Here is a 24,900-nt window from a genome sequence, read left to right as displayed (position 1 = left end):
CTGATTCCCATGAGCACAGCCCCCTCTCTCTTTGCCCAGCCTGCCAGCTCGGGTGCGGCCACGGTGCCCACCGCGGTGGCCTCCGAGCCCCGTTCGCTGATGGACCTGTTCTATCCCGGTTTCTACATGGTCTTCCTGCTCAAGAACGGGCAGTTGCCGTCCCAGGCGGGGCCCTTCCGCGAGCGGGTGAAGGAACTGCTGCTGCAGGTGGACCGCGGCGCCAAGCGGCTGGGCCTGGATTCCGCCGACGTCTACCAGGCCAAGTTCGCCTTCTGCGGTCTGCTCGACGAGATCCTGCTGACCAGCAGTGGTGCGGTGCGCGAGGACTGGATGCTCAACCCTCTGCAGCTGGAGCTGTTCGGCGAACACATGGCGGGGGAGCGCTTCTTCGAGCGGCTGGAGGAGCTGCGGCGCGAAGGCGCCGTGCGCCTGCAGGCGCTGGAGGTCTTCCACATGTGCCTGTTGCTGGGCTTCCAGGGCAAGTACGCGCTGGAAGGCACCGAGAAGCTCGGCTATCTGACCGCGCGCGTGGGCGACGAGATCCTGCACCTGCAGGGGCGGCGCAGCGCCTTTGCACCTCACTGGGCGCCGCCCGATCAGGTCCAGCACAAGCTGCGTTCCGAGGTGCCCTTGTGGGTCATGGGCAGTGTCTTCGCGCTGCTGGGCCTGGTGGCCTTCCTGGGCTTGCGCCACCAGCTGCACAGCGGCACCGAGGCTTCCCTGGCCCGCTACGTGGATGTGGTGAAGCTGGCGCCCCAGTCGGCCTGGTTCACGCTGACCCTGCCTTGAGCGCGTCCCCGCGGCCCTGACCGGGTTCCGGCCCGCTGCCCGGGGCCTCCGAAGACGGGCGGGTGTCCATCACCACGCCCCGGTTGCGGCCCAGGCGCTTGGCCTCGTACAGCACCAGGTCGGCGGTGTGGATCGCGCTGTCCAGCGTGTGCTCGCGGGCGGGCAGCACCACCGCCCCCAGGCTGATCCGGGCCGACAGGCTGCGCCCGTCGTCCAGGTCGATGCGCTGCGCCGCGACCAGGGCGGGCAGACGCTGGGCCAGGCTGTGCACGCCTTCGATGCCGGCCAGGACGACGACGAACTCGTCGCCACCCAGGCGGGCGAACAGATCGTCCGAGCGCAGGTGTTGCCCCACCACCTGGGCGATCAGGCGCAGCACGCTGTCGCCCGCGCTGTGGCCATGGCCATCGTTGATGTCCTTGAAGTGGTCCACGTCGAACACCAGCAGGGCCAGGGCCTGGTCCTGTTCGGCCGCGCGCTGCAGGCGCGGGATCATCTGGGCTTCCAGGCTGCGGCGGTTGAGCAGGCCGGTCAGCGGGTCGGTCTCGGCCTGCTGGCGCAACCGCCGTTCCAGCGCGCGGCGCTCGGTGATGTCGAACATGGCGCCTGCCTGCCCCGTGGGTCGGCCCTGGGCGTCGTGGAAGACCGCCTTGTGGAACAGCACGTCGCGCAGATGGCCATCGGCCCAGCGGACCTGGGACTCGTAGATCTGCCGTCCTCCCGAGGCCAGCAGGGCCCGGTCGGCCGCGTCGTACACCTTGGCCAGATCGGCCGGTGCGATGTCATAAACCGAATGTCCGACCACCTGCTGCCGGGTCAGACCGAGGTACTGCAGGAAGGCCTGGTTGCACTCGGTGTACACGCCCTCGGCGTCCTTGACGAAGATGGGCGCCGGGATGTTGTTCAGGCTGGCACGCAGGGCATGGAGTTCCTGCTGGCGATGACGCAGCACGGCACCGAGGCCGCCCCGTGCCTGGTGCCGGGCCAGCGCGCGCTCCAGTTGCCGGCCATGCCGGTCGGGCTGATGGGCCCAGAGCACATCGTCCACCCCGGCTTGCCAGGCCTGGTTCTCGAGGTCTCCGATGGTCTCGTCATCGCTGGGGGAGGTCCTGGCCCACCACAGCACCGGCGTGTCGCGCAGATCCTGGGCGATGAGCCACTGCAGCTGCTCTCCCAGCGATTCAGCCGGAACATCCAGCAGCCACAGGCGTGCCGGGTCGCGGTGTGCCGCCCACTGGGCCCGCAGTCCGGTCAGCTCGACATCTGCATGGGTCAGTGCCGCGGGCGACCAGCAGCCCGCCAGGCAGCCCGCCAAGCCTTCGGGGGCGGGATGTTCGCTGAGCAGGAAGACGCAGGGGGTCATGGTGGTGCCCAGGCCAAAGGGCCTGAGCTGCCACTTTATCGGCCACCGCGGGGCCCGTCTTGAGGGCCTGCCCGGCCCGCGCTCGCCCGCTTCTCGCATAGACTGCCCACCCCATGCCAAACCCGCCCCCCGTCCCGCCCTCGCCCGTCCCGCCCCGTGTCGTCATCGTCGGCGCTGGCCCGGCCGGCCTGATGGCGGCCGAAGTGCTGGCCGCCGGCGGCGCGTCGGTGGACCTCTACGACGCCATGCCCTCGGTGGGCCGCAAGTTCCTGCTGGCCGGCAAGGGGGGGCTGAACCTGACCCACGCCGAGCCAGTTGATGCCTTCGTGCGGCGCTACGGCGAGCAGGCGCAGCGGGTGGGGAGCTGGCTGCAGGTCTGGTCTCCGCAGGCCGTGCGCGACTGGGCCGATGGGCTGGGCGCGGCCACCTTTGTCGGCAGCTCGGGCAAGGTCTTTCCGCACGAGATGAAGGCCGCGCCGCTGCTGCGGGCCTGGCTGCAGCGCCTGCGCCGGGCCGGCGTGCGCTTCCACATGCGCCACCGCTGGCTGCCCGAGTCCCTGGCCCCGTCCTCGGACGGCCCCTCGGGCCTGCGCTTTGCCACCCCCTCGGGCGAACAGTCGGTGCAGGCCGACGCGCTGCTGCTGGCCCTGGGCGGGGCCAGCTGGTCGCGGCTGGGCTCCGACGGACGCTGGGTCAGCGCCCTGGCGGCTGCCGGCATCCCGGTGGCGCCGCTGCAACCGGCCAACTGCGGTTTCGATGTGGGCTGGAGCGAATACCTGGCCAGCCACCATGCCGGGGCCCCGCTGAAGAACGTGGTGCTGCGCTGCACCGGGCCGGCAGGCCAGTCCTTCGAGCGCAAGGGCGAGTGCGTGGTCACCGCCACCGGCCTGGAGGGCCATCTGGTCTATGCCGCCTCGGCGCTGCTGCGCGATCAGATCCTGCGCCAGGGCCGGGCCGAACTGACACTGGATCTGCGCCCGGACCGCAGCCCGGAGGAGCTGCGACAGGCGCTGGCCCGGGGGCGGGGTGCCCGTTCGCTGGCCAACCATCTGCGCGAGCAGGCAGGCATCAAGGGGGCGGCCGCGGCCCTGCTGCGCGAAGGCGTGTCCGCCGAGGACTGGGCCCGCCTCAGCAAGGACCCGGCCTGGCTGGCGAGCCGGATCAAGGCCTTGCCGATCGCGCTGACGGCGCCCCGCCCGCTGGACGAGGCCATCAGCACGGCTGGCGGGGTGCGGCTGGAGGCGCTGGACGGACAGCTGCGCCTGCGGCAGGCACCGCACATCGCGCTGGCCGGCGAGATGCTGGACTGGGAAGCCCCCACCGGCGGCTACCTGCTCACCGCCTGCCTGGCCAGCGGGGTGGTGGCCGCGCGCGGCCTGCTCGCGGCCCTGGGCGGGGCGGCTCGCCCCGTCAACCCACCTTGAGCCGGGCCACCAGGGCCATCAGCTCGTCGGCCTGACGGTTCAGCCGCGTGGCGGCGGCGGTGGTCTGCTCCACGTCGATGGAGGCATGGGTGGCCTCGTCGCCGATCTGCCGCACGGCGGCGGCCACCTGGTCCACCGCCAGCGTCTGCTCCCGGGTGGCGGTGTTCATCTCGTCCAGCGCGCTGCTCATCTGACCCACATGGCCCAGGATGCTGTCCACCCCTTGGTGGGCGGTGTGGATGTGGTCCACGCCCTGGGTGACCTGTTGGGTCGAGCTGCCGATCAGCGCGCGGATCTCGCCGGCCGCCTGGGCGCTGCGCTGGGCCAGCGAGCGCACCTCGGCCGCCACCACGGCAAAGCCGCGGCCGGCCTCGCCGGCCCGGGCCGCTTCGACCGCCGCATTGAGCGCCAGGATGTTGGTCTGGAAGGAGATGCCGTCGATGACGCCGATGATCTCGCCCATCTTCTGACTGGTGGCGGCGATGCATTCGACCGTGTCCACCGCCGAACGCATGCGGGCGCGGCCGCTCTCGCCGTCGTCGCGCATCTGGCCGAACATGCCGTCCACCTGCTGCACGCGCAGCGCGGTGTGCCGCACGGTCTGGGCCACTTCCTCCAGTGTGGCTGCCGACTGTTCGACCGCCGCAGCCTGGCTGCCGATGCGCTGCGACAGGTGCTGGCTGGTGCCGGCCAGCTGCACGCCCGTGGCGGCCACTTCCTGGGCGTGGGCCCGGATGCGCTCGACCAGGGTGGACAGCTGCTGGTTCATGGTGTCCAGGTCGCGGCCCATGCGGGCGAATTCGTTGCTGCCCGGCACCTCGGTCCGCCGGGTCAGGTCGCCGGCCGCACCGGCTGCGGCGACGCTGCTGACGCGGCGCAGTGCGTCGGTGGTGCCCAGGTGGAAGGCCAGGCCGCAATAGACCAGGGCCAGGAAGCAGGCCGCGGCCAGCGCGAAGGCGATCCACTGCGCCTGGCGCAAGCCGGCCTCGCGCTGGGTCAGGCGCTCGGCCAGGGCCTGGCTGGCGCCTTCGGCCAGCGTCTTGATGGCCTGCACCGCCTGCGTGCCGGCGGCGAAGAAGGCCCGGGCCTCGCCCTGGGGCTGGCCGGTGGCGAAGTCCTGCTGCACCAGATCCAGAAAGGCCTGGGTGGCCTTGACGGCCTCTTCGTAGCCCGCCGGGGCCGGCACGCCTGCGCGCCGCAGCGCGGCCACCTCGGTCTGGGCCAGGGCCAGCTGTTCGCCCAGCAGGGCGACCCGGCCCTGGAACTGGGCCAGCTCCTGCGGCGTGCCCTGGCCGCGGGCCAGCAGGCCGGCACCCTGGCCGCGCACCAGGCCGGCCTGTTCGGTGAAGGGCAGGGCGCGTTGCAGGGCCAGCGCCATCATGAAATAGGTGTCCGGCTCGGGGTCGAAGAGCAAGTCGCTGCGCTCGCCCAGCTCCTGCAGCAGCGCCCGCAGCGCCGCCACTTGCCGGGTGTGGGTCTGGAACACCGCCGCCCGGTCCCCCTGGCGTTCGCCCCCGGCCAGGCGGGTGAGCTGGTCCGCGATGGGTTGCCACAGCCGGTCCAGTTGCCATTGGGGGTGCTGGGCCAGCTGCGCCGAGGCGGCCTGGACGGCCGCCTGCAGCTTGGGACGGGTGCCGGCCACCGCGCCTTCGGCGCTGGCATCGCCGGACATGGCCAAGTTGGTCTGGCCCCGGTGGGTCTGGGTCTGGATGGCCACCTCCAGCAGGGCACCCACGGCTCGGGCGCCGGCCAGCTCATTGGCGGTGGCCTGCAGCTGTTGCCCGCACTGGTTCAGCGTGCGGGCGGTCAGCACGATCAGGGGGACCGCGGTCAAGGCGGCGATCAGCAGCAGCTGGGTGGACAGGCGCAGGTGCCGGAGCACCTTTTGCACAGGCGCGAAAAGACGTGCGGACGCGGTCATGGCGGCAGCTCGACAAGGGTATGGAGGAGGACAGGAGCGCATCCCGCGATGGAGGCGCTCCGCGATACCCGGGCGAACTGCTGGCCCGGAGGAAACCGGTACGGCAGCCCAGATTTTCTGTAACAGGCGGCGGGCGGGACGGTTGAAAAGTCCGCCGAAACTGGGGCTTTTGCGGCTCAAGTTCCCCGGGGCGCGGGCGTCGGCACAATCGGCCGTTTGCGCACCACCTCTGTCGGGCCCGCCATGATCACCGTCCACCATCTGAACAACTCGCGCTCGCAGCGCATCCTGTGGCTGCTGGAGGAACTGGGCCTGCCCTACGAGGTGCGCCGCTACCAGCGCGATCCGCAGACCCTGCTGGCGCCTGCGGCGCTGAAGGCGGTGCATCCGCTGGGCAAGTCTCCCGTCATCACCGACGGCGACATCACCGTGGCCGAGAGCGGGGCCATCGTCGAGTACCTGCTGGAGACCCATGGCCAGGGTCGGCTGCGCCCGCCGGCGGGCACGCCCGAGGCGCGTCGCTTCAGCTACTGGCTGCACTTCGCCGAAGGCTCGGCCATGCCGCCGCTGCTGCTCAAGCTGGTGTTCCAGCGCATCCGGACGGCGCCCATGCCCTTCTTCGCCAAGCCCATCGCCCGCGGCATCGCGGCCAAGGTGCTGGAGGGCTTCGTCGAGCCCAATCTGCAGGCCCAACTGGATTACATGGAGGCCGAGCTGGCGCAGCGTCCCTGGTTCGCCGGTGAGGACTTCACGGCGGCCGACATCCAGATGAGCTTTCCGCTGGAGGCGGCGGCCCAGCGCAGCGGGCTGACGCCCGAACGCACCCCGCACCTGACCGACTGGCTGGCCCGCATCCATGCCCGGCCTGCCTACCAGCGCGCCCTGGTGCAGGGCGGGCCGTACGACTACGCCTGAGGGCGCAGGGGCGGCCTCACATTCGCCAGATGCGCGGCGGGGCCTCGTCCAGCTGCCACAGCAGGTGGCGCCAGCGGGCGCGGATGCCGCGCCAGAGCTCGAACAGCGGCTCCACCCGGGGTGCCAGCGCCCGGCTGACCACCACGGCGGGGTCCGGTGAGGTGGCGCCGGCCCCTGCGTTCAGGGGATGGACCGCCATCACCTCCCGGGCCGCGTCCAGAAGGGCCTGGCGCAGGGCCGGGGCCAGGGCCTCGCCGCCGGCGGCCCACAGCGTGCCCAGCACCCGCTGGCCGCCCAGGCCCAGCGGGGAATCGAGCAGTTGGGTGTCCTCGGCCGCCAGCGTGCCGCGTTCCAGCCAGGTGCCGGGCAGTTCCAGGTGCTGGGTGATGCGTCCGCGGGTGAAGGCCTCGTCGGCCGCCGGCAGGCCCAGGGCCAGCATCTCCCAGCCCAGCATCAGCGCGCCGGGGGCCAGTTCGAAGCGCAGCCGGTTCTCGGCCAGGCAGCCGCGGTAGGCAATGGTTTCCAGCGGCAGCCATTCCAGCCGGGCGCCGGCGGCCACCCGGGCCACCAGGTTCTGCCGGGCCACCTCGCCGGCGCTGCGGTAGAAGCGCGTGGCGCTGGGGGTGGTGATCAGCGCATGCGTGCCCGCGGCCTGCTCGACGGTGATGTCCAGCACGTCGCCGCCCACGATGCCGCCGGGCGGGTGCACCAGCACATGGTGGCAGATGGCCTCGCCCTCGGGGTAGAGGCGCTGCAGCACCCGCAGCGGGCCGTGGTGGCGGTCCAGCGCGACGGTGCGTTCACCATCGCGGGTGTACTGAAGGTGCAGGTGGCCGTGCCAGCCCATGGGCATGCAAGTCTGAAAGCGCTGAATGCGGGACCGCGCAGTGTAGGGGAGCGGGGCCTTGCCCCGCGGGGCTCAGCGGTGGTGCCAGAAATGCCGGTGCGGCGTCAGCAGCATCTCGCGCAGCCCGGGCGTGGGGCCATGCACCTCGATGGCCTTCTGCCCGCGGGCGAAGACCTCGCGGCAGGGCAGGGCCAGCGTGGGGTTGAGCGCGTGATTGCCGGTCAGGGCCAGCAGGTCGGTCTCCTCCAGGCCATAGATCAGGTGGCCGATGTTCGCCCAGTACTGGGTGCCGGCGCACATGGCGCAGGGCTCCACGGTGGTGACCAGCGTGCAGTCCCACAGCAGATGCGGGGCATAGAGCCGCGCGGCCTCGCGGGCCAGCACGGCTTCGGCATGGTTGACCGTGTCCACATTGGCCTGCCGCAGCAGCACCGTCTCGCCATCGGGCGCCACCAGCAGGGCGCCGAAGGGGTGGTGGCCGCTGGCCATGGCCTGCTCGGCCACGGCCTGGGCCTCGCGCAGGTGGCGTTCGATCTGTTCGGTGCTCAGCATGTGTCGGGTGTTCCCAGCCGGGGTGGGCCTCAGTGTGCCTGAGAGCCGCGGTGGGCCCAGCCGGTGGTGCGCTTCTCGACCCAGGAGAAGAACTCGTACATCACCATGGCCATCGCGCCCACCACCACCAGGCCGGCGAAGGCCAGGCCCATCTGCATCGCGCTGCCGGCGCTCACCAGCAGGTAGCCGATGCCCTCGTTGGAGGCCGTCATCTCCGACACCGTGGTGCCGACGAAGGCCAGGGTGATGGCCACCTTCAGCGAACCGAAGAAGTAGGGCATGGAGCGCGGCAGGCCGACCTTCACCAGCACGTCCCAGCGCCGGGCGCCCAGCACCCGCAGCACGTCCTCCAGCTCGGGCTCCAGCGTGGCCAGGCCGGTGGCGATGTTGACGGTGATGGGGAAGAAGGAGATCAGGAAGGCGGTGAGCACCGCAGGCCCCACGCCGATGCCGAACCACACCACCAGGATGGGCACGAAGGCCGCCTTGGGCAGGGCGTTGAAGCCGGTCATCAGCGGGTAGATGGCGGCGTAGGCCAGGCGCGAGCTGCCGATCAGGAAGCCCAGCAGCACACCCACCACGATGGCGATGCCGAAACCGGTCATCGTCACCCAGAAGGTGCGCCAGGCATGGCCCAGGATGACGTCGCGGTATTCCAGCACCTGGTCCCAGATGCGCAGCGGGCTGGGGAAGATGAACTCGCTGACCTGGAAGCCGCTGCAGATGGCCTGCCAGGCCACCAGGATCAGCAGCAGCAGGACCCAGGGCGACCAGCGCTCCAGGCGCTTGGCGCGTTGTGCCGCGGTCGTCATTGGGCCACCTCCACACCTTGTTTGCGCATGGCGCCGATGTGGCCACGCAGTTCATGCACGATGTCCGAGAAGGCCGGGGTGTAGGTCACCTCCAGGTCGCGCGGACGGGGCAGGTCGATCTCGCGGCGCACCACGAAGCGGCCCGGGCTCTTGCTCATCACATAGACCGTGTCGGCCAGGAAGACGCTCTCGCGCAGATCGTGGGTCACCAGGATGACGTTGAACTTCTGCGCGGCCTGCAGGTCGCGCAGCGCGCACCACAGCTCCTCGCGGGTGAAGGCGTCCAGCGCGCCGAAGGGCTCGTCGAGCAGCAGCATCTTGGGTTCGTGGACCAGCGCGCGGCAGATGCTGGCGCGCTGCTGCATGCCGCCCGAGAGCTGCCAGGGGAACTTGTCCTCGTAGCCGCCCAGGCCCACGCTCTGCAGCAGGGCACGGGCCTTGGCCTCGTACTCGGCCTTCTTCTGCTTGAAGCTGGAGCGGTAGGGCTCGACGATCTCCAGCGGCAGCATCACGTTCTGCACCGTGGTGCGCCAGGGCAGCAGGCTGGGGGCCTGGAAGGCCATGCCGGTGATCTTCAGCGGGCCGTCCACCTCGCGGCCGCCGATCTCCACCGTGCCCTTGCTGGGGCGCTTCAGGCCGGTGGCCAGCTTCATGAAGGTGGACTTGCCACAACCCGAGGGGCCGACGATGGCGATGAACTCGCCTTCCTCGACCTGCAGATTGATGTCCTCCACCGCGAACTGGCCCTGGGCCAGCAGCTCGTCGTTGTAGGCGAGCCAGACATTGCGAAAGTCGACAAAGCTCATGCGGCTGCTCCCGTGGGGCCGTTCAGGGGCACACCGGCGGCTGCCCACCCCCGCGCAGGGGCAGGCATGCAGCGCGGTGCGAGGGGGATTTACTTCTTGAAGATGGCGCGCTCGGCGGCTGAGGGCAGGTAGCTGCCGTTCCAGATGGCGTCCGGGTTGATGCGGCTCTTGGTCTGGAAGGCGTCGGCCACCTGGCTGGCCATCAGGGCCAGGCGGGGCTTGTTCAGGTCACCGAAGCCCTCGGCCTTGGCGTCGGGCGTGGCCACCGAGCTTTCGATGGCCAGCTTCAGCCGGCGCTCTTCCAGATCGGCATTGATGATGCCGTCGCGGGCCTTGACGCTGGCGATGGCGCCCTTGGGATCGGTGATCACGTCCTTGGCGCCCTTGGTGAAGGCCCGCAGGAAGGCCTTGACCTCCTCCGGGTGCTTCTTCAGGAACTCTTCGCCGACGATGATGGCGTTGCCGTAGAGCTTCACGCCGAACTGCGGGAAGGGCATGACGGTCACATCGCTGGCCTTCACGCCGCGGGCTTCCAGGTTCAGCAGCGAGGTGAAGTAGAAGCCGGTGATGGCGTCCAGGTCGCCCTTGGCCAGCATGGTCTCGCGCAGCGTCGGGTCCATGCTGACCCATTCCACCTTGCCCACGTTGTTGGCCTTCTGGAAGATCGGGAAGGCGCGGCGGCCGGCGTCGAACACCGGCGCGCCCAGCTTCTTGCCGCTCAGGTCGGCCGGGGTCTTGATGCCGCTCTTCTTGAGCGCAAACACCGCGGCGGGCGTGTTGTTGTAGACCATCATCACCGCCACCGGCTTGTTCGGCGCGGTGGGGTTGTTGGCCTGGAATTCCATCAGCGCGGCCAGGTCGGCAAAACCCATGTCATAGGCGCCCGAGGCCACGCGGTTGACGGCGTTGCCCGAGCCATTGCCCGCGTCGATGGTGACGTCCAGCTTCTCGGCCTTGAAGTAGCCCTTGGCGGCGGGCACCAGGAAGAAGGCGCTGGGGCCCTCGAAGCGCCAGTCCAGCTGGAACTTGATCGGCGTGGTCTGCGCCTGTGCCAGCACGGGCAGCGTCAGCGCGGCGGCCAGGCCCAGCAGGCTGCGGCGGCTCAGGCGGGAAAGGGAGGCAAGGGCATTCAGGCGCATGGGGGCTCCGGGAAGAGAAGGCAGGTTCGGGGATGGGAAGGGTGTTGCAAGAAGCGTGCGAAATCGGGGGGCTTGCCGTGTCCGGGGCGACTCAGGTCGGCTGCAGCAGGTCGTGCAGCGCGCGGGCCACCACGCGCGTGGCGCGCTTCAGGTCGGCCAGGGCCAGGTGCTCGTCCGCCCGCTTGGCGTTGGACTCCAGCACGGTGCGCGGGCCAGCGCCATAGATGACGGCCGGGATGCCCTGGGCCCCATACAGGCGCACGTCGGTGTACAGCGGCGTGCCCGAGGTGGGGATGGGTTCGCCGAACACCGCTTCGCCGTGGCGCTGCAGCGGTGCCACCAGCTTTTCATGGCCGGGCAGGGGCTTGAGCGAATGGGCCAGCAGGAGGCGCTTGATCTCCAGGCGGATGCCGGGGCAGGCTGCAACGGTCGCCTCGATCAGGGTGCGCACCTCGGCCTCCACCGCCGCCACGTCCTCCTCGGGGATCATGCGCCGATCCAGCTTGAGCACCACCTTGCCGGGCACCACATTGGTGTTGCTGCCGCCCTCGATGCGGCCCACGTTCAGGTAGGGGTGGGTGATGCCGGCCACGCCGGAGCGGCGACCGCGCAGCACCTCGTTGTGGGCGTAGAGCGCGGTCAGCAGCCGGTTGGCGGCCTGCAGCGCATCGACGCCGGTCTCCGGGTAGGCCGCGTGCGAGGCCGTGCCATGCAGCGTCACCTCCAGCTGCAGGCAGCCGTTGTGGGCGGTCACCACCTGGTAGCTGAAGCCCGCGGCGATCAGCAGGTCGGGCCGGGTCAGGCCCTGGGCCAGCAGCCAGCCCGGACCGAGTTCGCCGCCGAACTCCTCGTCGTAGGTGAAGTGCAGCTCGATGGCGCCGCGCTGCGGCCGGGCCACGGCTTCCAGCGCGCGCAGTGCGTAGATGTAGGTGGCGAAGTCGCTCTTGCTGACCGCCGAGGCGCGGCCGTAGAGCTGACCGCCCGTTGCATCGGGCACCACCTCGCCGCCGTAGGGGTCGTGGGTCCAGCCCTCGCCCGGGGGCACCACGTCGCCATGGGCGTTCAAGGCCACGGTGGGGCCACCGTCGCCATAGGCGCGGCGCACGATCAGGTTGGTGATGCTCTGCAGGCCATAGGCCTGCACATCGGCGGCCGGCACCGGGTGGCGGCTCACCGGCAGGCCCATGCCGGTGAGCAGTTCGGCGGTGCGCTCGGCGTGGGGGGCGTTGTTGCCCGGGGGCGTGTCGGTGGGCACCTGCACCAGGGCCTGCAGGGTGCGCACCTCTTCGTCGAAGTGGGCGTCGATCCAGGCGTCCAGGGCCAGGTAGGTCGGGTGGTCGGTGGGCAGGCTCATGGGGTTTCCTGGGCGAGTTGGTCCAGCAGGTTCAGCAGCGCCCGCACCGCCAGTTCGCAGTCGTCGTTGCTGACCGATTCCAGCGGGTTGTGGCTGATGCCGGCGTTGCCGCCGCGCACGAAGAGCATGGCCTGCGGCAGCAGCTCATGCAGCTTCATCGCGTCGTGGCCGGCGCCGCTGGGCAGGTGGAAGACGGGCAGGCCCAGGGCCCGCACGGCGGCCTCCCAGCGGCGCTGCCAGGCCGGGTCGGACGGGGCGGCCGAGGCCACCATCACCTCCTCGAGCTGCAGCTGCACCCGGCGGCGTTCGGCGATGCGTTGGGCCTGACGCTGCACGTCCAGCACCATGGCGTCGCGCTGGGCGTTGGTGGGGGCGCGCAGGTCCAGGCTGAAGTCGCAGGCGCCGGGCACCACGTTGATCGAGCCTTGCGGCACCTCCAGCAGGCCCACCGTGGCCACCGAGCCCTCGTCGGCCGAGGCGCGGGCCTCGGCGAACAGGGCCAGCTCAGCCGCGGCGGTGGCGGCGTCGCGCCGGCGGTTCATCGGCGTGGTGCCGGCATGGCTGGCCACGCCGGTGTAGCGGCCGCGGTAGCGCGCGCTGCCGTTGATCGAGGTGACCACGCCCAGCGGCAGGTCCAGGTCGTCCAGCACCGGGCCCTGCTCGATGTGCACCTCCACATAGCCGAGGTAGTCGGCCGCGCTGCGGCGCAGCCCGGCGATGGCGTCCAGTGTGGCGGGCAGGTCGGCGGCCCGCATGGCCTCGCGCATGGGGATGCCCTGGGCGTCGGTCTGGTCCAGCCAGGCCGGGTCGAACTGGCCGACCAGTGCGCCCGAGCCGAGGAAGGTGGCCTTGTAGCGCTGGCCTTCCTCTTCGGCAAAGGCCACCAGCTCGATGCCGAAGGGCAGGCGCCGGCCTTGGCGGTGCAGCTCGCGCACCGCGGCCAGCGTGACCAGGATGCCCAGCCGGCCGTCGTACTTGCCGCCGTTGCGCACGGTGTCGTAGTGGCTGCCGGTCAGCAGGCGCGGGGCACGGCGGTCGCTGCCGTGGTAGACGCCCACCAGATTGCCCACCGCGTCGCGCTGGACTTCGTCGAAGCCGGCCTCGCGCATCCACTGCAGCAGTTGGGCGGCACAGGCCTGGTGGGCTGGCGTGAGGTAGGTGACGGTGAGCTCGCCGCGCTCTGCGAAGCCCGGCTCGCTGTGCACGGCCAGGGCCTCGGCCCCGTCCCAGACCTGGTTGCCCAGCACCGGCTCGGCACCGAACTTCTCGTTCAGGCGGATCTCCGCGATGCGGTGGATGTTGCGCAGGCACTCGGCGAACTCGAACTCCTTCGTGCCCGACAGGCGCCGGGCGAAGGTGTCGATGATCTGCTGGCGGCTGAGGCCCAGCCCGCGCGGGCCCTTGACGGCCAGGATGAAGGGCCAGCCGAAACGGGCGCTGTAGTCGGCGTTGAGCTGCTGCAGGCGGGCGAACTCTTCGGGACTGCAGTCGGTCAGGCCGGCGCTGCGCTGCTCGCCGGTGGATTCGGCGGTCAGCGTCCGGGCCACCATGGCCTTGCCCGCCAGTTCCGGGTGGGCGCGGATCAGGTCCAGCTGCGCGGCTTCAGGCGCGGCGCGCACCACCTCCACCAGCGTGCGCTTGAGCTGGGCCAGCGTGGTGAAGCCGTCCGACGGCCGGCGGGTCCAGGCGCCTTCGGCGATCCAGGGCGAGTGTTCGTAGACCCCGGCCAGCAGGCGGCAGAAGGTGTCGTGGTCGGCCTGCTTGAGCAGGTCCAGCGTCAGCGCGGCGGGCATGGCGTCACTCCCAGACGAAGGCGGTGGCGGCATCGAAGGGATGGGCGGCCCGCCAATGCTGGGCAATGTCGATGCGGCGCGTCACCCAGACCCGGCTGTGGCTCTGCACATGGTCCAGAAAGCGCTGCAGGGCCTTGAAGCGGCCCGGGCGGCCCAGCAGACGGCAGTGCATGCCGATGCTCATCATGCTGGGGCGCTCGTCGCCTTCCGCGTACTGCACGTCGAAGGCGTCGCGCAGGTATTCGAAGAACTCGTCGCCGTGGCTGAAGCCCTGCGGCAGCGAGAAGCGCATGTCGTTGGTGTCCAGCGTGTAGGGCACCACCAGGTGCGGGGCCAGGCTGCCGTCGCTCTTCCTCACCTGCAACCAGAAGGGCAGGTCGTCGCCGTAGTAGTCGCTGTCGTAGGCGAAGCCGCCGAAATCGGCCACCAGGCGGCGGGTGTTGGGGCTGTCGCGGCCGGTGTACCAGCCCAGGGGACGTTCGCCGATGAGCTTCTGAATGATCTCCATGCCGCGGGCCATGTGCTCGCGCTCCACCTCTTCCGGCAGGTTCTGGTAGTGGATCCAGCGCCAACCGTGGCAGGCGATCTCGTGGCCCAGCTCGACGAAGGCCTGGGTCAGCTCGGGGTGACGTTCCAGCGCCATCGACACGCCGAAGACGGTCAGCGGCAGGCCGCGGCGCTCGAACTCGCGCAGGATGCGCCACACCCCCACCCGTGAGCCGTACTCGTAGATGCCCTCCATCGACAGGTGACGGGCCGGGTAGGCGGCGGGGTTGAACATCTCCGAGAGGAACTGCTCGCTGCCGGCGTCGCCATGCAGCACCGCGTTCTCGCCGCCTTCCTCGTAGTTCAGCACGAACTGCACGGCCACCCGGGCGTTGCCGGGCCAGCGGGCGTGGGGTGGCTTGCGGCCGTAGCCGACCAGGTCGCGGGGGTAGCGTGCGGGCGTGCTCATCGGGGGTTCGCCGCGGGGTTCACGGCGCATCAGGTTGCAGGGCGGTGGCCAGGTCGGCCACGCGCGGGTTCAGGCGCAGGTTGCGCTCCACATTGCCCAGGTGCTCGCGCAGCAGGGCCACCGCGGCCTCGCCGTCGCGCCGGGCCAGGGCCTCGACGATGGCCACATGCTCGCCGGAGGACTCCTCGGCCGAGTGGGAGCTCTGGAACATCAGCGCGATCAGCGAGCAGCGCGAGAGCAGGTCCGAAAGCATCTCGGCCAGCACCTCGTTGCCCAGCATGCCGGCCAGCAGGCTGTGGAAGTCGGCCAGCAGGCGGGTGCGACCGCTCACGTCGGTGCGGGCGATGGCGGCGGCCTCGTCGGCCAGGTGCTGGCGCAGGCGGGCGATCTGGGCCTCGGTGATGCGGCCGGCCAGTTCGCGCAGCATCGCGCCTTCCAGCAGCGTGCGCACCTCGTAGACCTGGCGGGCCTCCTCGACGCTGGGCTCGCGCACGAAGGCGCCGCGGGCGGGCTCCAGCGTGACCAGCTTGTCGCGCGAGAGCTGGTTGAGGGCCTGACGCACCACGGTGCGGGAGACCTTGAAGATGTCGGCGATCTGCTGCTCGACCAGCTTGGTGCCGGGCATCAGCCGGCGCTCGACGATGGCCGTGGTCACCGAGGCGACGATCTTGTCGGTGGTGGTGCGCTCGCCGGGGGTCGCGGGGGTGGACGCGGCTTCGTCCACCCCGGTGTCGGCGGGGCGGGCAAGCGTCTCGGGGTCGGGGCGGCGGGCCATGTCGGGCAAGGGCTTCTGGCAGATGTCTTGCGGTGTATTCGAAAGTGTATACACTTCGGTTCACAGGTTTCAACCACTTTCTGCACCCCATGGGACAACTCACGACCCACGTGCTGGACACGATGCGCGGCTGCCCGGCCGCCGGCATGGCCGTCCGCCTCTACCGCCTGGCTCCGGCCGGCGAGCCTGAACTGATCCGCGAACTGGTGCTGAACCACGACGGGCGCGCCGACGGGCCGCTGCTGAAGGCCGAGGCCTTCCAGCCCGGGCGCTACCGCCTGGTGTTCGAGGTGGCGGCCTACTTCCGTGCGGCCGGGGTGGACCTGCCCGAGCCGCCCTTCCTGGACGCGGTGCCGCTGGAGTTCGGCATCGCCGATGCCGCGGTCCACTACCACGTGCCGCTGCTGGCCAGCCCCTGGGCCTACTCGACCTACCGGGGCAGCTGAGCGATGGACGCCACCTACCTGCTGGACTGGGCCAACCTGCTGCTGCGCTGGGCCCATGTGATCGTGGCCATCGCCTGGATCGGCTCGTCCTTCTACTTCGTCTTCCTGGACAGCAGCCTGGAGCCGCCGACCGACCCGGTGCTGAAGGACAAGGGCGTGGGCGGCGAGCTCTGGGCCGTGCACGGCGGGGGCTTCTACAACCCGCAGAAGTACACGGTGGCGCCCAAGACGCTGCCCGAGAAGCTGCACTGGTTCTTCTGGGAAAGCTACAGCACCTGGCTGACCGGCTTCGGCCTGTTCACCGTGCTCTACCTGTTCCAGGCCCGCACCTTCCTGATCGATCCGCGGGTGCATGCCTGGTCCTCGCCGGGCTGGGCAGTGGCCGCGGCGCTGGGCTTTCTGGTGGTGTTCTGGCTGGTCTACGACGTGATCTGCCACCTGTTGGGCCGCCGGCGCCATGGCGATCTGATCGTGGGCCTGCTGGTGGCCGCGGTGGTGGTGTTCGCCGCCTGGCTGGCCACCCAACTCTTCGCCGGGCGCGCCGCCTTCCTGCTGGTGGGCGCGATGATGGCCACCGCCATGAGCGCCAATGTGGCGCACTGGATCATCCCCGGCCAGCGCAAGGTGGTGGCCCAGCTCAAGGCCGGCCTGCCGGTGGACCCGGTGTACGGCCAGCGCGGCAAGCAGCGCAGCGTGCACAACACCTACTTCACGCTGCCGGTGCTCATCGCCATGCTGTCCAACCACTACGGCTGGCTGTATGAGGCGCCGCACAACTGGGCGGTGCTGGTCGTGATGATGGGTGCGGGCGCGTCCATCCGCCAGTTCTTCGTGGCCCGGCACAAGGCCAAGCTGGCCGGCCGCCGTGCCCCCTGGGGCTATGCCCTCACCGGCGTGGCGATGATCCTCGGCGTGGTGCTGGCCCTGGCCCCCGCGCCCAAGCCGGCGGTGGCCACGGCGCCCGTGCCCACCCTGGCCCAGGTGCAGGCGGTGGTGCAGCAGCGCTGCGTGCTGTGCCACAACGCCCAGGTGCAGAACAAGGGCATCGAACTGGACACCCCCGAGCTGATCCGCAAGAACGCCATGGCCCTGCACCAGCAGGCGGTGGTGCTCAAGGCCATGCCGCTGAACAACGCGACCCAGATCACCGACGAGGAGCGGGCCCTGCTGGGCCGCTGGTTCGACGCCGGCATGCCCTGAGCGGGCTCGCCGCCGGCGGTCTCAGGCCATCTGCACCGGCTGGGTGCCCCCGCTGTGCCGCGTGACGGCCTGCAGGGTGGCGATCAGACGCCCGATGTCGATGGGCTTGGCCACATGGGCCACCATGCCGCAGGCCAGGCACCGCTCCCGCTCGGCCGCCAGGGCGTGGGCCGTCTGGCCGATGACCGGCAAGCTCGGGGCGATCTGGCGCAGCTGGCGCGTGGCCTCGAAGCCGTCCATCTCGGGCATCTGGATGTCCATCAGCACGGCGTGGAAACCGCCGGGCTCGGCCCGCACCCGCTCCACCGCCACCCGCCCGTTGCCGGCCAGCACCACGTCGGCCCCGGCGCCGCGCAGGGCCTGCTCGATCACCAGCTGGTTGACCTCGTTGTCCTCGGCCACCAGCAGGCGCAGGCCGCGCAGCGGCTGCTCGCCCATGGGCGGAACCGCTTCGCGCAGGTCCAGCGGCAGGGTGGCCATGGACACGGCGCGCAGCGGCAGGCGCAGCACGAAGCAGCTGCCCTGGCCCAGCTGCGAGCTCACCAGGATGTCGCCGCCCATCAGCTCGGCCAGGCGTCGGCTGATGGTCAGGCCCAGGCCGGTGCCGCCATAGCGGCGCGTGGTGGAGGCGTCGGCCTGGTGGAAGGGCGCGAAGAGCTGGTCGAGCTGTTCCGCGCTCATGCCGATGCCGGTGTCGCTGACCGCGATCACGATCTCCTCGCCCTCGACATCCGCTCGCAGCTCGATGCGGCCGCGGGCGGTGAACTTCAGCGCGTTGGACAGCAGGTTGGCCAGGATCTGCTGCAGCCGCAGCGGGTCGGTCAGACAGGTGTCGGGCAGGGCATCGCCCAGCCGGATGTCCAGGGTCAGGCCCTTGGCGATCGCCCCTTCGCGGATCATGTCGGCGGCAGCCTCGATCAGCTGGCGCGGGTTGGCCGGGATGGACTCCACGTCCAGCCGCTCGGCCTCGATCTTCGAGAAGTCGAGCACGTCGTTGATGATGCCCAGCAGCAGCCGCCCGGCGCCGAGGATGCGCAGATAGCCTTCCTCGGCCGGGGTCTGGCGCGCCTTGTCCAGCCCCAGCTGGGCAAAGCCCAGGATGGCGTTGAGCGGGGTGCGGATCTCGTGGCTCATGTTGGCCAGGAACTCGCTGCGGTGGCGGGCCTGGCGCTCGGCCAGCTCGCGCGCCGCTTCGCGCTCGGCCTCCAGGGCGTGGCGTTCCGAGACATTGCGGACCACCGCCACCACATCCTCGCCGTCCGGCGCCAGGCGGGCTTCGTAGGTCTGCGGGCCCATGTGGGCCGGGGTGGCCTCGTACTCGACCGTGGCCGGCTGGCGCATCCGCAAGGCCCGCGCGATGCCCTGCAGCAGCAGCTGCGTGGCCTCGGCGGAAAGCACCTCCCCGATGTGCAGCCCGATCTGCTCCTGCGCCGGGCGCACCAGGTCGGCGTTGTTCCCGGCCCGCGCATCCAGGATCCGCCCATCGGCCGAGAGGCGGAAGTACATGTCCGGCAGGGCCTGGAACAGGCTGTTGAGCTGGGCGGTGCGGCGCGCCACCTCGCGTTCGAGCAGTTCGGCCTCGGCGGCCAGCTGGCGCGTGGCCAGCTTCTGGTAGGTGATGTCGACGAAGGAGGCCAGCAGGTAGTCCTGTGCCCCGATGCTCATGCGGGTGGCCGAGAAGGCGATGTCCAGCGCTTCGCCGTTGCGGCGCTGCAAGGCGATCTCGCGGCTCTTGACCCGGTGCCCCTCGCGCAGCATGGCTTCGAGCAGATGGCTGTGCGCCTGCCCCGCGGGCGAGAGCCTGAGCGCCTCGACCGGCCGGCCGATCACCTCGTCGATGCGCTGGCCGAACAGTTCCAGCCAGGCGGTGTTGACGTCCACCACATGGCTGTCGTTGGCCCGGCACAGCAGCATGCCCACCGGGCTGGTCTGGAACATCTGCGCAAAGCGCATCTCGCTGTCCTGCAGCGCGGCCACGGCCACGCGGCGGGTGGTCTCGGCCTCGGCCGCGGCCAAGGCCAGGCTGACCTGGCCCGCCAGGCGCTCCAGCAGCGCGGTTTCCTCGGGGCCCAGGCGGTCGCCGCACAGGCTCAGCACCGCCCGCCGCTGGCTGCCGGCCCGCAGCACCACGGCCACGCGGGTGTCGCCCGGGGCATCGACCTCCTCCAGCAGGTGATCCACCACCATGCCCCCGCCATGCCAGGCGCGGGCTTCCACGCTGGTCGGCGGGTCCTCCCGCAGCGGGACCGGTGCGGGGGCATCGATGAAGCCGACCTGGGCCACCGGCTGCAGCCAGTCCTCGGCCGCGTCGGGCTGGCCGATCCAGGCCTCGTAGAGGCTGCCCTCGCTCTTGAGGGCGCCGCAGACGACACCGTACAGCGTCACCGCGTCGCGGGTCAGGGCCGAGGCTTCCTGCACCCGGGCCAGCACCCGGTACAGGCGGTTGAGGCGGCTGAGCCGCTCCTCGTTCTGGCGGTACTGGGTGACGTCGCGGGCGATGCCCACCACCCCGATCACCCGCTGCTGGGTGTCGCGCAGCGGCGTGCGGATGACCTCGAACAGGCCGGCCTCGGCCTGCCCGGGGGAGCGCAGCCATTCCTCGGCGATGGTGCGGTGCCCGTGCTGCAGGGCTTCTCGGTCGCGCTGCCGGGCCAGCTGGGCCTCGCCTTCGGGCAGCAACTCGCTGTCGGTCTTGCCGACGATGTCCTCGGCTGCGTGGCCATGCCGCTCGGCAAAGGCCGGGTTGCAGGTCATGTAGCGGCCGGAGAGGTCCTTGACGAAGACCAGGTCGGGCAGGGTGCTGATCAGGGTCTGCAGCTGGCGGCGCTGGCCGTGCAGTTCGGCGGTGCGCCGCTCCACCATGCGGCGCAGGGCCATGCCCCAGCCCAGGAAGACCGCGCCCAGCAGCACCCCGCCCAGGGCGATCAGGCCGACATAGTGTTCCCAGGCGGCCGGTGCGCGCTCCTCCGGGCCGAGCCACTGCCGGCTCAGGGCCTCGAGGTCGTCGTCGGAAAACGCGGCAAAGCCCTTCTCGACCAGGCTCAGCGTGGCCAGATCGGCCTTGTGCACCGCCCGGTGCAGCTGGCCGCCGCCCAGGGTCAGCACCGCGCGGTAGTCGCGGTGCATGCCGGCACGGTAGAGCAGGAAGTCGGCGGGCGGGCCGTCCATGCAGAACATGCGCACCGTGTTGGCCTTGGCCGCCTCGATCAGGGCCTGGTAGCTGGCCAGGCGGGTCAGGCGGGTGACGCCCGCCGCCGCGAGCTGGCTGACGCAGGCGTCGCCGTCCTTCACCCCCACCACGAAGCCCTGCAGCGAGGCCAGGTCGCGGATGCCGCCGATGTCCTTGTGGACGTAGATGTGCACCGGCACCTCGGCGTAGGGGGCCGAAAAGCGCAGGGTGGCCTCGCGCTCGGGCGTGCGGAACATGGTGTCGATCACCTGGGCCCGCCCCTCGGCCATGTCCTTCTGGGCCAGGGACCAGTCCTCGGCCTTGAGCTCCACCGGGATGCCCGTCTTGCGCTGCCACAGCTGCCAGCTGTCCACCAGGTAACCCTGGACCCGTCCATCGGGCCCGCGGAACACGTAGGGCGGGTAGTTGTCGTCCATGACGACCACCAGCCGCTTCTCGGCCGGTGGGGTCTCTGCCGCGGACGCCGCCAGTGGCCAGCAGGACGCCAGCAGCAGGGGCAGCAGAAAACGCGAGCAGGGCAGCGGCATGTGGGTCGAGGGGGCCCGCGGTGGGAATGCGGAAAACCTGCTCAGCATAGCGCAGCGCCGCCTCGGTTTGGCCCCTGAAGCCGCCGCATTTCGCGGCTTAGCCTGCTCGGCCGGCGCTGTGTAATCGGGCCGTGTCCGCTCGCTCGGGGCGGGTTCGCCCCTGTCGCCTGTTCTCATGCTGTCCACCGTGAACCACGCCCCCCGCCCCAGCACCCAGGTCGGCCGCTTCCTGCTTCGGCGGGCGCTGGGCCGGGGAGCCCAGGCCTCGGTGTGGCTGGCGCACGATCCCAAGCTGGACCGCGAGGTGGCCCTCAAGCTGCGCCACGAGCCGCTGGGGGCGGACGAGATGGACGCCTGGCTGCACGAGGCCCGGGCGGTCAGCCGCCTGCGTCACCCGCACATCGTGCCGGTCTTCGAGGCCGACGTGCACGAAGGGCGGCCCTACATGGTCTTCGAGTGGGTGCCCGGCGGTTCGCTGGCCGAGCGCCTGGCGCGCGGCCCGCTGCCCTGGCGCGAGGCCCTGCGCATGGCCTGCGACGTGCTGGATGCCCTGCAGGTGGCCCACCACGCGGGCGTGGTGCACCGCGACCTCAAGCCCACGAACATCCTGATCGACGCCCAGGGCCATGCCCGGGTGATGGACTTCGGCATCGCCGCGCGGCTGGACGCCAGCGGGCGGGCGGAACCCCGGACCGGGCCCGAGGCCGGCGCCATCGTCGGCACGCCCGGCTACATCGCCCCCGAGGCCGCCCGCGGTGCGCCGCCCGCGCCCGCGATGGACGTGTTCTCCCTGGCGCTGATCCTGGTGGAGATGCTGGCCGGGCACCCGGCGCGCACCCCGGAAGCCGATCCCGTCGCGGCCATGCGCCGGGCCGCCACGGTGCCGGTGACGCTGCCCCAGGACCTGGGCGACCGTGCCGATGCCCACCTGCGCGCCATCCTGGCCGAAGCCCTGGCCCATGAGCCGGCCCAGCGCACGGCCAGTGCCCAGGCCCTGCGCGAGGCCCTGGTCAACTGGCTGGACGGCATCGACGCGGGGGCGAACAGCACCCTGCCCATGCCGCTGGACATGGGCGCCGGCACACCGAGCGCCGGCCAGGGCACGCTGGAATTCCTCTGGCGCCGCATGCGCCACAAGAGCGATTTCCCCGCGCTGGGCGAGGCCGTGGCCCGCATCCACCGGGTGGCCAGCGACGAGCAGGCCAACCTCTCCAGCCTGTCCAACGAGATCCTCAAGGACGTGGCGCTGACCCACAAGCTGCTGCGCCTGGTCAACAGCGCCAGCTTCGTGCATGCGGGCGGCGGCACCATCGGCACCGTCTCGCGCGCGGTGGCCCTGGTGGGCCTGAGCGGGGTGCGCAACATGGCGCTGTCGCTGGTGCTGCTGGAGCACATGCGCGACCGGGCCCATGCCCAGGCGCTGACCCAGGAATTCCTGCGCGCCCTGATGGCCGGCATGCTGGCCCAGGGCTTCAGCAAGACCCCGCAGGAACGCGAGGAAGCCTTCCTCGGCGCGATGTTCCGCAACCTGGGGCGCCTGCTGGTGGGCTTCTATTTCGTCGAGGAGGCCCAGGAGGTGCGCGAACTCGCGGCCCGCGTGGGCGAGTCGACCGCCGCCTGGCGGGTGCTGGGCGTGGACTACGAGACCCTGGGCTGCGAGGTGGTGCGCCGCTGGGGCCTGCCCACGCCGCTGCAGCAGGTGATGCGCCTGCCCGCGGGGCGCGTGCCGACCCGTCCGGTGACCGAGCCGGCCGAGCGCCTGCGCTGGCTGGCCAGCGCGGCCAACGAGGTGGCCGATGCCCTGTTGAGCACCGATCCGTCCCAGGCCAGCGGCCGGCTGGAGGCCCTGGCGAAGGCCTATGCCCCGGCCCTGGGCCTGCAGTCTGCCCTTGTGGCCGAAGCGGTGCGCCAGGCGCGCGAGCAGGTGGGCGACTTCGTGCAGGCCAGCGCGCTGGTGCTGGCGGCGGATTCTCCCGTGCGCCAGTGGCTGGCGGCCCCCACCACGGCGGCACCGGCCGAAGATGCCACGCTGGCCCTGGCGCTGGACGCCACCACCCTGCCGCCCGATGCCCTGCCGGACCCGGCCGAGCCCACCCTGCGCCTGCCCCAGGCCGCGCAGGACGGCGCCCTGGTGCAGGCCCTGCTGACGGCCGGCATTGCCGACGTCACCCAGGCCATGGTCAGCGACCAGGTGGATCTCAGCCAGGTGCTGCGCATGGTGCTGGAAACCTTCTACCGCGCGGTGGGCTTCTCCCGCGTGGTCTTCTGCCTGCGCGATGCCAAGGGCGAGCTGCTGACCGGCCGCTTCGGGGTGGGCGAAGGGGTGGAAGCGGTCTGCCAGGCCTTCCGCGTGCCGCTGCAGGCGCCGGCGGGCAAGGCGCCGGACCTGTTCACCGCGGTCTGCCAGCGCGGCGCCGACACCCTGATCCACGACACCGCCGCCGGCGCGATCGCCGAGGCCCTGCCGCCCTGGTTTCACCAGCAGGTGCGGGCCAGCGCCTTCCTGGTGCTGCCGCTGGTGCTCAAGCAGAGCAGCTTCGGCCTGATCTACGCCGACCTGCTGCCGCCCGACCGCCTGGTGCTGGGCGAGCAGGTGCTGGCCCAGCTGCGCACCCTGCGCAACCAGGCCGTCATGGCCTTCCGCCAGCTGTCCTGAGGCGCTGCGGCCGGTTCAGCCGCCGGCCAGCTGCCGGGCCAGCGCGTTGTGCCGCGCCAGCAGCGGCGCCAGTGCCAGTGTGGCCAGCTGGCCTTCGCGCACCACCACCCGGCCGTTGACCACCGTGTAGGCCGCCTGGCTGGGCGCACACAGCAGCAGCGCACCCAGCGGGTCGTGCACCGCGCCGCCGGCCAGGGCCAGGGTGCGCAGATCGAACAGGGCCAGGTCGGCCGCCATGCCCGGGGCCAGGTGACCGATGTCGTCGCGACCCAGCACCCGGGCGCCGCCAAGGGTGGCGATTTCCAGCGTGGCGCGCGCCGTCATCTCGGCCGGCCCGTGGTCGCATCCGAAAGGCCCGAGGGACCGCCCCACCCGCGCCAGCAGCAGGGCCTGACGGGCCTCGCCCAGCAGGTGGGCGCCGTCGTTGCTGGCGCTGCCGTCCACGCCCAGGCCCACCGGCACGCCGGCATCCAGCATGCGGCGCACGGGGGCGATGCCCGAGGCCAGGCGCATGTTGCTGCAGGGGCAGTGCGCCACGCCGGTGCCGGTGGCGGCGAAGCGGGCGATGCCCGCGCCATCGAGCTTGACGCAGTGGGCGTGCCAGACGTCGTCGCCCAGCCAGCCCAGGCTCTCGGCGTACTCGGTGGGCGTCATGCCGAACTTCTCGCGGCTGTAGGCGATGTCGTGGTCGTTCTCGGCCAGGTGGGTGTGCAGCCGGGTGCCGTAGCTGCGGGCCAGCGCGGCCGAGTCGCGCATCAGCCCGCGGCTGACCGAGAAGGGCGAGCAGGGGGCGGCCACCACCTGGCGCATGCTGAAGCGGCTGGCGTCGTGCCAGGTCTCGATCAGGCGCCGCGTGTCGGCCAGGATGGCGTCCTCTCGCTCCACCAGCGCATCGGGCGGCAGGCCGCCGGCGCTCTCGCCCACGCTCATGCTGCCGCGCGCGGCGTGAAAGCGCATGCCGATGGCCTCGGCCGCCTCGATGCTGTCGTCCAGCCGCACGCCGTTGGGGTAGAGGTAGAGGTGGTCCGAGCTGGTGGTGCAGCCCGAGAGCAGCAGCTCGGCCATGGCGACTTGCGTGGACACCCGCACCATCTCCGGCGTCAGCCCGGCCCAGATCGGGTAGAGCGTCTTGAGCCAGCCGAAGAGTTCGGCGTCCTGCGCGGCGGGAATGGCCCGTGTCAGGCTCTGGTACATGTGGTGGTGGGTGTTGACCAGGCCGGGGATGACGATGTGGCCACGCGCGTCGATCACCTCGTCGGCCTCGCGCGGCAGGGCGTCGGCCGGGCCGATGGCCTCGATCGCGCGGCCGCGCACCAGCACGCTGGCACGGGGCAGTTCGCGGCGCTGGTCGTCCACCGTGACGACCAGGTCGGCGTCGCGGATCAGCAGGGTGGGCTCGGGTGTGGGCATGGGGCGGTCGTTCAGCGTCGGTTCAG

18 protein-coding genes and 1 pseudogene are annotated in these 24,900 nt (G+C 71.3%); 6 read left to right on the top strand and 13 right to left on the bottom strand.

Annotated features, from left to right (window positions below; genetic code table 11):
• The first annotated feature begins 9 nt into the window (after nt 1-9).
• The gene (locus LRM40_RS13585; protein WP_151121959.1) at nt 10-789 is read left to right on the top strand and encodes a DotU family type IV/VI secretion system protein; all 780 of its coding nucleotides are present in this window, start codon (nt 10-12) and stop codon (nt 787-789) included.
• Here LRM40_RS13585 and LRM40_RS13580 read toward each other — a convergent pair.
• On the bottom strand, nt 770-2,152 hold the full coding sequence (locus LRM40_RS13580) for a GGDEF domain-containing protein (RefSeq protein ID WP_170288755.1): 1,383 nt from the start codon (nt 2,150-2,152) through the stop codon (nt 770-772). The two genes, LRM40_RS13585 and LRM40_RS13580, sit on opposite strands and share 20 nt — an antisense overlap.
• Nucleotides 2,153-2,265: 113 nt before the next feature.
• Between LRM40_RS13580 and LRM40_RS13575 the strand changes: the two genes are divergently transcribed.
• Nucleotides 2,266-3,576 (top strand): TIGR03862 family flavoprotein, encoded by a 1,311-nt coding sequence (locus LRM40_RS13575; protein ID WP_151121957.1) that lies wholly within the window; start codon nt 2,266-2,268, stop codon nt 3,574-3,576.
• Here the strand turns inward: LRM40_RS13575 and LRM40_RS21615 are convergent.
• A pseudogene (locus tag LRM40_RS21615) lies at nt 3,563-4,051 on the bottom strand (methyl-accepting chemotaxis protein); the annotation flags it as partial. The gene LRM40_RS13575 and the pseudogene LRM40_RS21615 sit on opposite strands and share 14 nt — an antisense overlap.
• Before the next feature lie 1,689 nt (nt 4,052-5,740).
• Here LRM40_RS21615 and LRM40_RS13565 point away from each other — a divergent pair.
• Nucleotides 5,741-6,412 carry a glutathione S-transferase family protein gene (locus LRM40_RS13565; RefSeq protein WP_151121955.1) on the top strand — a complete coding sequence of 224 codons (672 nt, stop codon included), beginning with the start codon at nt 5,741-5,743 and terminating at the stop codon, nt 6,410-6,412.
• A 16-nt stretch (nt 6,413-6,428) separates the two neighbouring features.
• Here the strand turns inward: LRM40_RS13565 and LRM40_RS13560 are convergent, their stop codons facing one another.
• From LRM40_RS13560 to LRM40_RS13520, 9 genes are all read right to left on the bottom strand, one after another.
• The gene (locus LRM40_RS13560) at nt 6,429-7,259 is read right to left on the bottom strand and encodes an urease accessory protein UreD (protein ID WP_151122061.1); all 831 of its coding nucleotides are present in this window, start codon (nt 7,257-7,259) and stop codon (nt 6,429-6,431) included.
• 72 nt (nt 7,260-7,331) lie between these two features.
• Nucleotides 7,332-7,811 (bottom strand): nucleoside deaminase, encoded by a 480-nt coding sequence (locus LRM40_RS13555; protein ID WP_211372904.1) that lies wholly within the window; start codon nt 7,809-7,811, stop codon nt 7,332-7,334.
• Between the two features lie 29 nt (nt 7,812-7,840).
• Nucleotides 7,841-8,623 (bottom strand): ABC transporter permease, encoded by a 783-nt coding sequence (locus LRM40_RS13550; RefSeq protein WP_151121954.1) that lies wholly within the window; start codon nt 8,621-8,623, stop codon nt 7,841-7,843.
• Nucleotides 8,620-9,429 carry an ABC transporter ATP-binding protein gene (locus LRM40_RS13545; RefSeq protein ID WP_151121953.1) on the bottom strand — a complete coding sequence of 270 codons (810 nt, stop codon included), beginning with the start codon at nt 9,427-9,429 and terminating at the stop codon, nt 8,620-8,622. Before LRM40_RS13545 ends, LRM40_RS13550 begins: the two co-directional genes overlap by 4 nt.
• 89 nt (nt 9,430-9,518) lie before the next feature.
• Nucleotides 9,519-10,568, bottom strand: a complete 1,050-nt coding sequence (locus LRM40_RS13540; RefSeq protein WP_151121952.1) for an ABC transporter substrate-binding protein — start codon at nt 10,566-10,568, stop codon at nt 9,519-9,521.
• Between the two features lie 91 nt (nt 10,569-10,659).
• Nucleotides 10,660-11,922: a M20/M25/M40 family metallo-hydrolase gene (locus tag LRM40_RS13535; RefSeq protein ID WP_151121951.1), complete on the bottom strand. Its 1,263-nt coding sequence runs from the start codon at nt 11,920-11,922 to the stop codon at nt 10,660-10,662.
• Nucleotides 11,919-13,715 (bottom strand): 2-oxo-4-hydroxy-4-carboxy-5-ureidoimidazoline decarboxylase, encoded by a 1,797-nt coding sequence (uraD, locus tag LRM40_RS13530; RefSeq protein ID WP_151121950.1) that lies wholly within the window; start codon nt 13,713-13,715, stop codon nt 11,919-11,921. Before uraD ends, LRM40_RS13535 begins: the two co-directional genes overlap by 4 nt.
• Before the next feature lie 4 nt (nt 13,716-13,719).
• Nucleotides 13,720-14,670 (bottom strand): allantoinase PuuE, encoded by a 951-nt coding sequence (gene puuE / locus LRM40_RS13525; protein WP_151121949.1) that lies wholly within the window; start codon nt 14,668-14,670, stop codon nt 13,720-13,722.
• A gap of 19 nt (nt 14,671-14,689) precedes the next feature.
• A complete protein-coding gene (locus tag LRM40_RS13520; protein WP_151121948.1) occupies nt 14,690-15,445 on the bottom strand; it encodes a GntR family transcriptional regulator in 756 nt (251 codons plus the stop codon).
• An 89-nt stretch (nt 15,446-15,534) separates the two neighbouring features.
• Here LRM40_RS13520 and uraH point away from each other — a divergent pair, with 89 nt between their 5' ends.
• Both uraH and LRM40_RS13510 read left to right on the top strand, forming a co-directional pair.
• Entirely contained in the window at nt 15,535-15,891 is a 357-nt protein-coding gene (gene uraH, locus LRM40_RS13515; RefSeq protein ID WP_151121947.1) for a hydroxyisourate hydrolase, read from the top strand.
• Nucleotides 15,892-15,894: 3 nt separating this feature from the next.
• On the top strand, nt 15,895-17,091 hold the full coding sequence (locus tag LRM40_RS13510) for a urate hydroxylase PuuD (RefSeq protein WP_151121946.1): 1,197 nt from the start codon (nt 15,895-15,897) through the stop codon (nt 17,089-17,091).
• Nucleotides 17,092-17,112: 21 nt separating this feature from the next.
• On the opposite strand, the gene LRM40_RS13505 is transcribed toward LRM40_RS13510, so the two are convergent.
• Nucleotides 17,113-20,808 (bottom strand): PAS domain S-box protein, encoded by a 3,696-nt coding sequence (locus LRM40_RS13505; RefSeq protein WP_170288754.1) that lies wholly within the window; start codon nt 20,806-20,808, stop codon nt 17,113-17,115.
• Between the two features lie 175 nt (nt 20,809-20,983).
• On the opposite strand from LRM40_RS13505, the gene LRM40_RS13500 reads away from it, so the two are divergent.
• Nucleotides 20,984-23,464, top strand: coding sequence for a serine/threonine protein kinase (locus tag LRM40_RS13500; RefSeq protein WP_151121944.1), 2,481 nt, complete (start codon nt 20,984-20,986; stop codon nt 23,462-23,464).
• A 15-nt stretch (nt 23,465-23,479) separates the two neighbouring features.
• Here the strand turns inward: LRM40_RS13500 and LRM40_RS13495 are convergent, their stop codons facing one another.
• A complete protein-coding gene (locus LRM40_RS13495; RefSeq protein ID WP_151121943.1) occupies nt 23,480-24,874 on the bottom strand; it encodes an 8-oxoguanine deaminase in 1,395 nt (464 codons plus the stop codon).
• Nucleotides 24,875-24,900 lie beyond the last annotated feature (26 nt).

This window comes from Ideonella dechloratans, from assembly GCF_021049305.1.
Lineage (GTDB): Bacteria > Pseudomonadota > Gammaproteobacteria > Burkholderiales > Burkholderiaceae_C > Ideonella > Ideonella dechloratans.
Note: the sequence above shows the minus strand (reverse complement) of the source record. Positions and strands in the feature narration are given on the sequence as shown.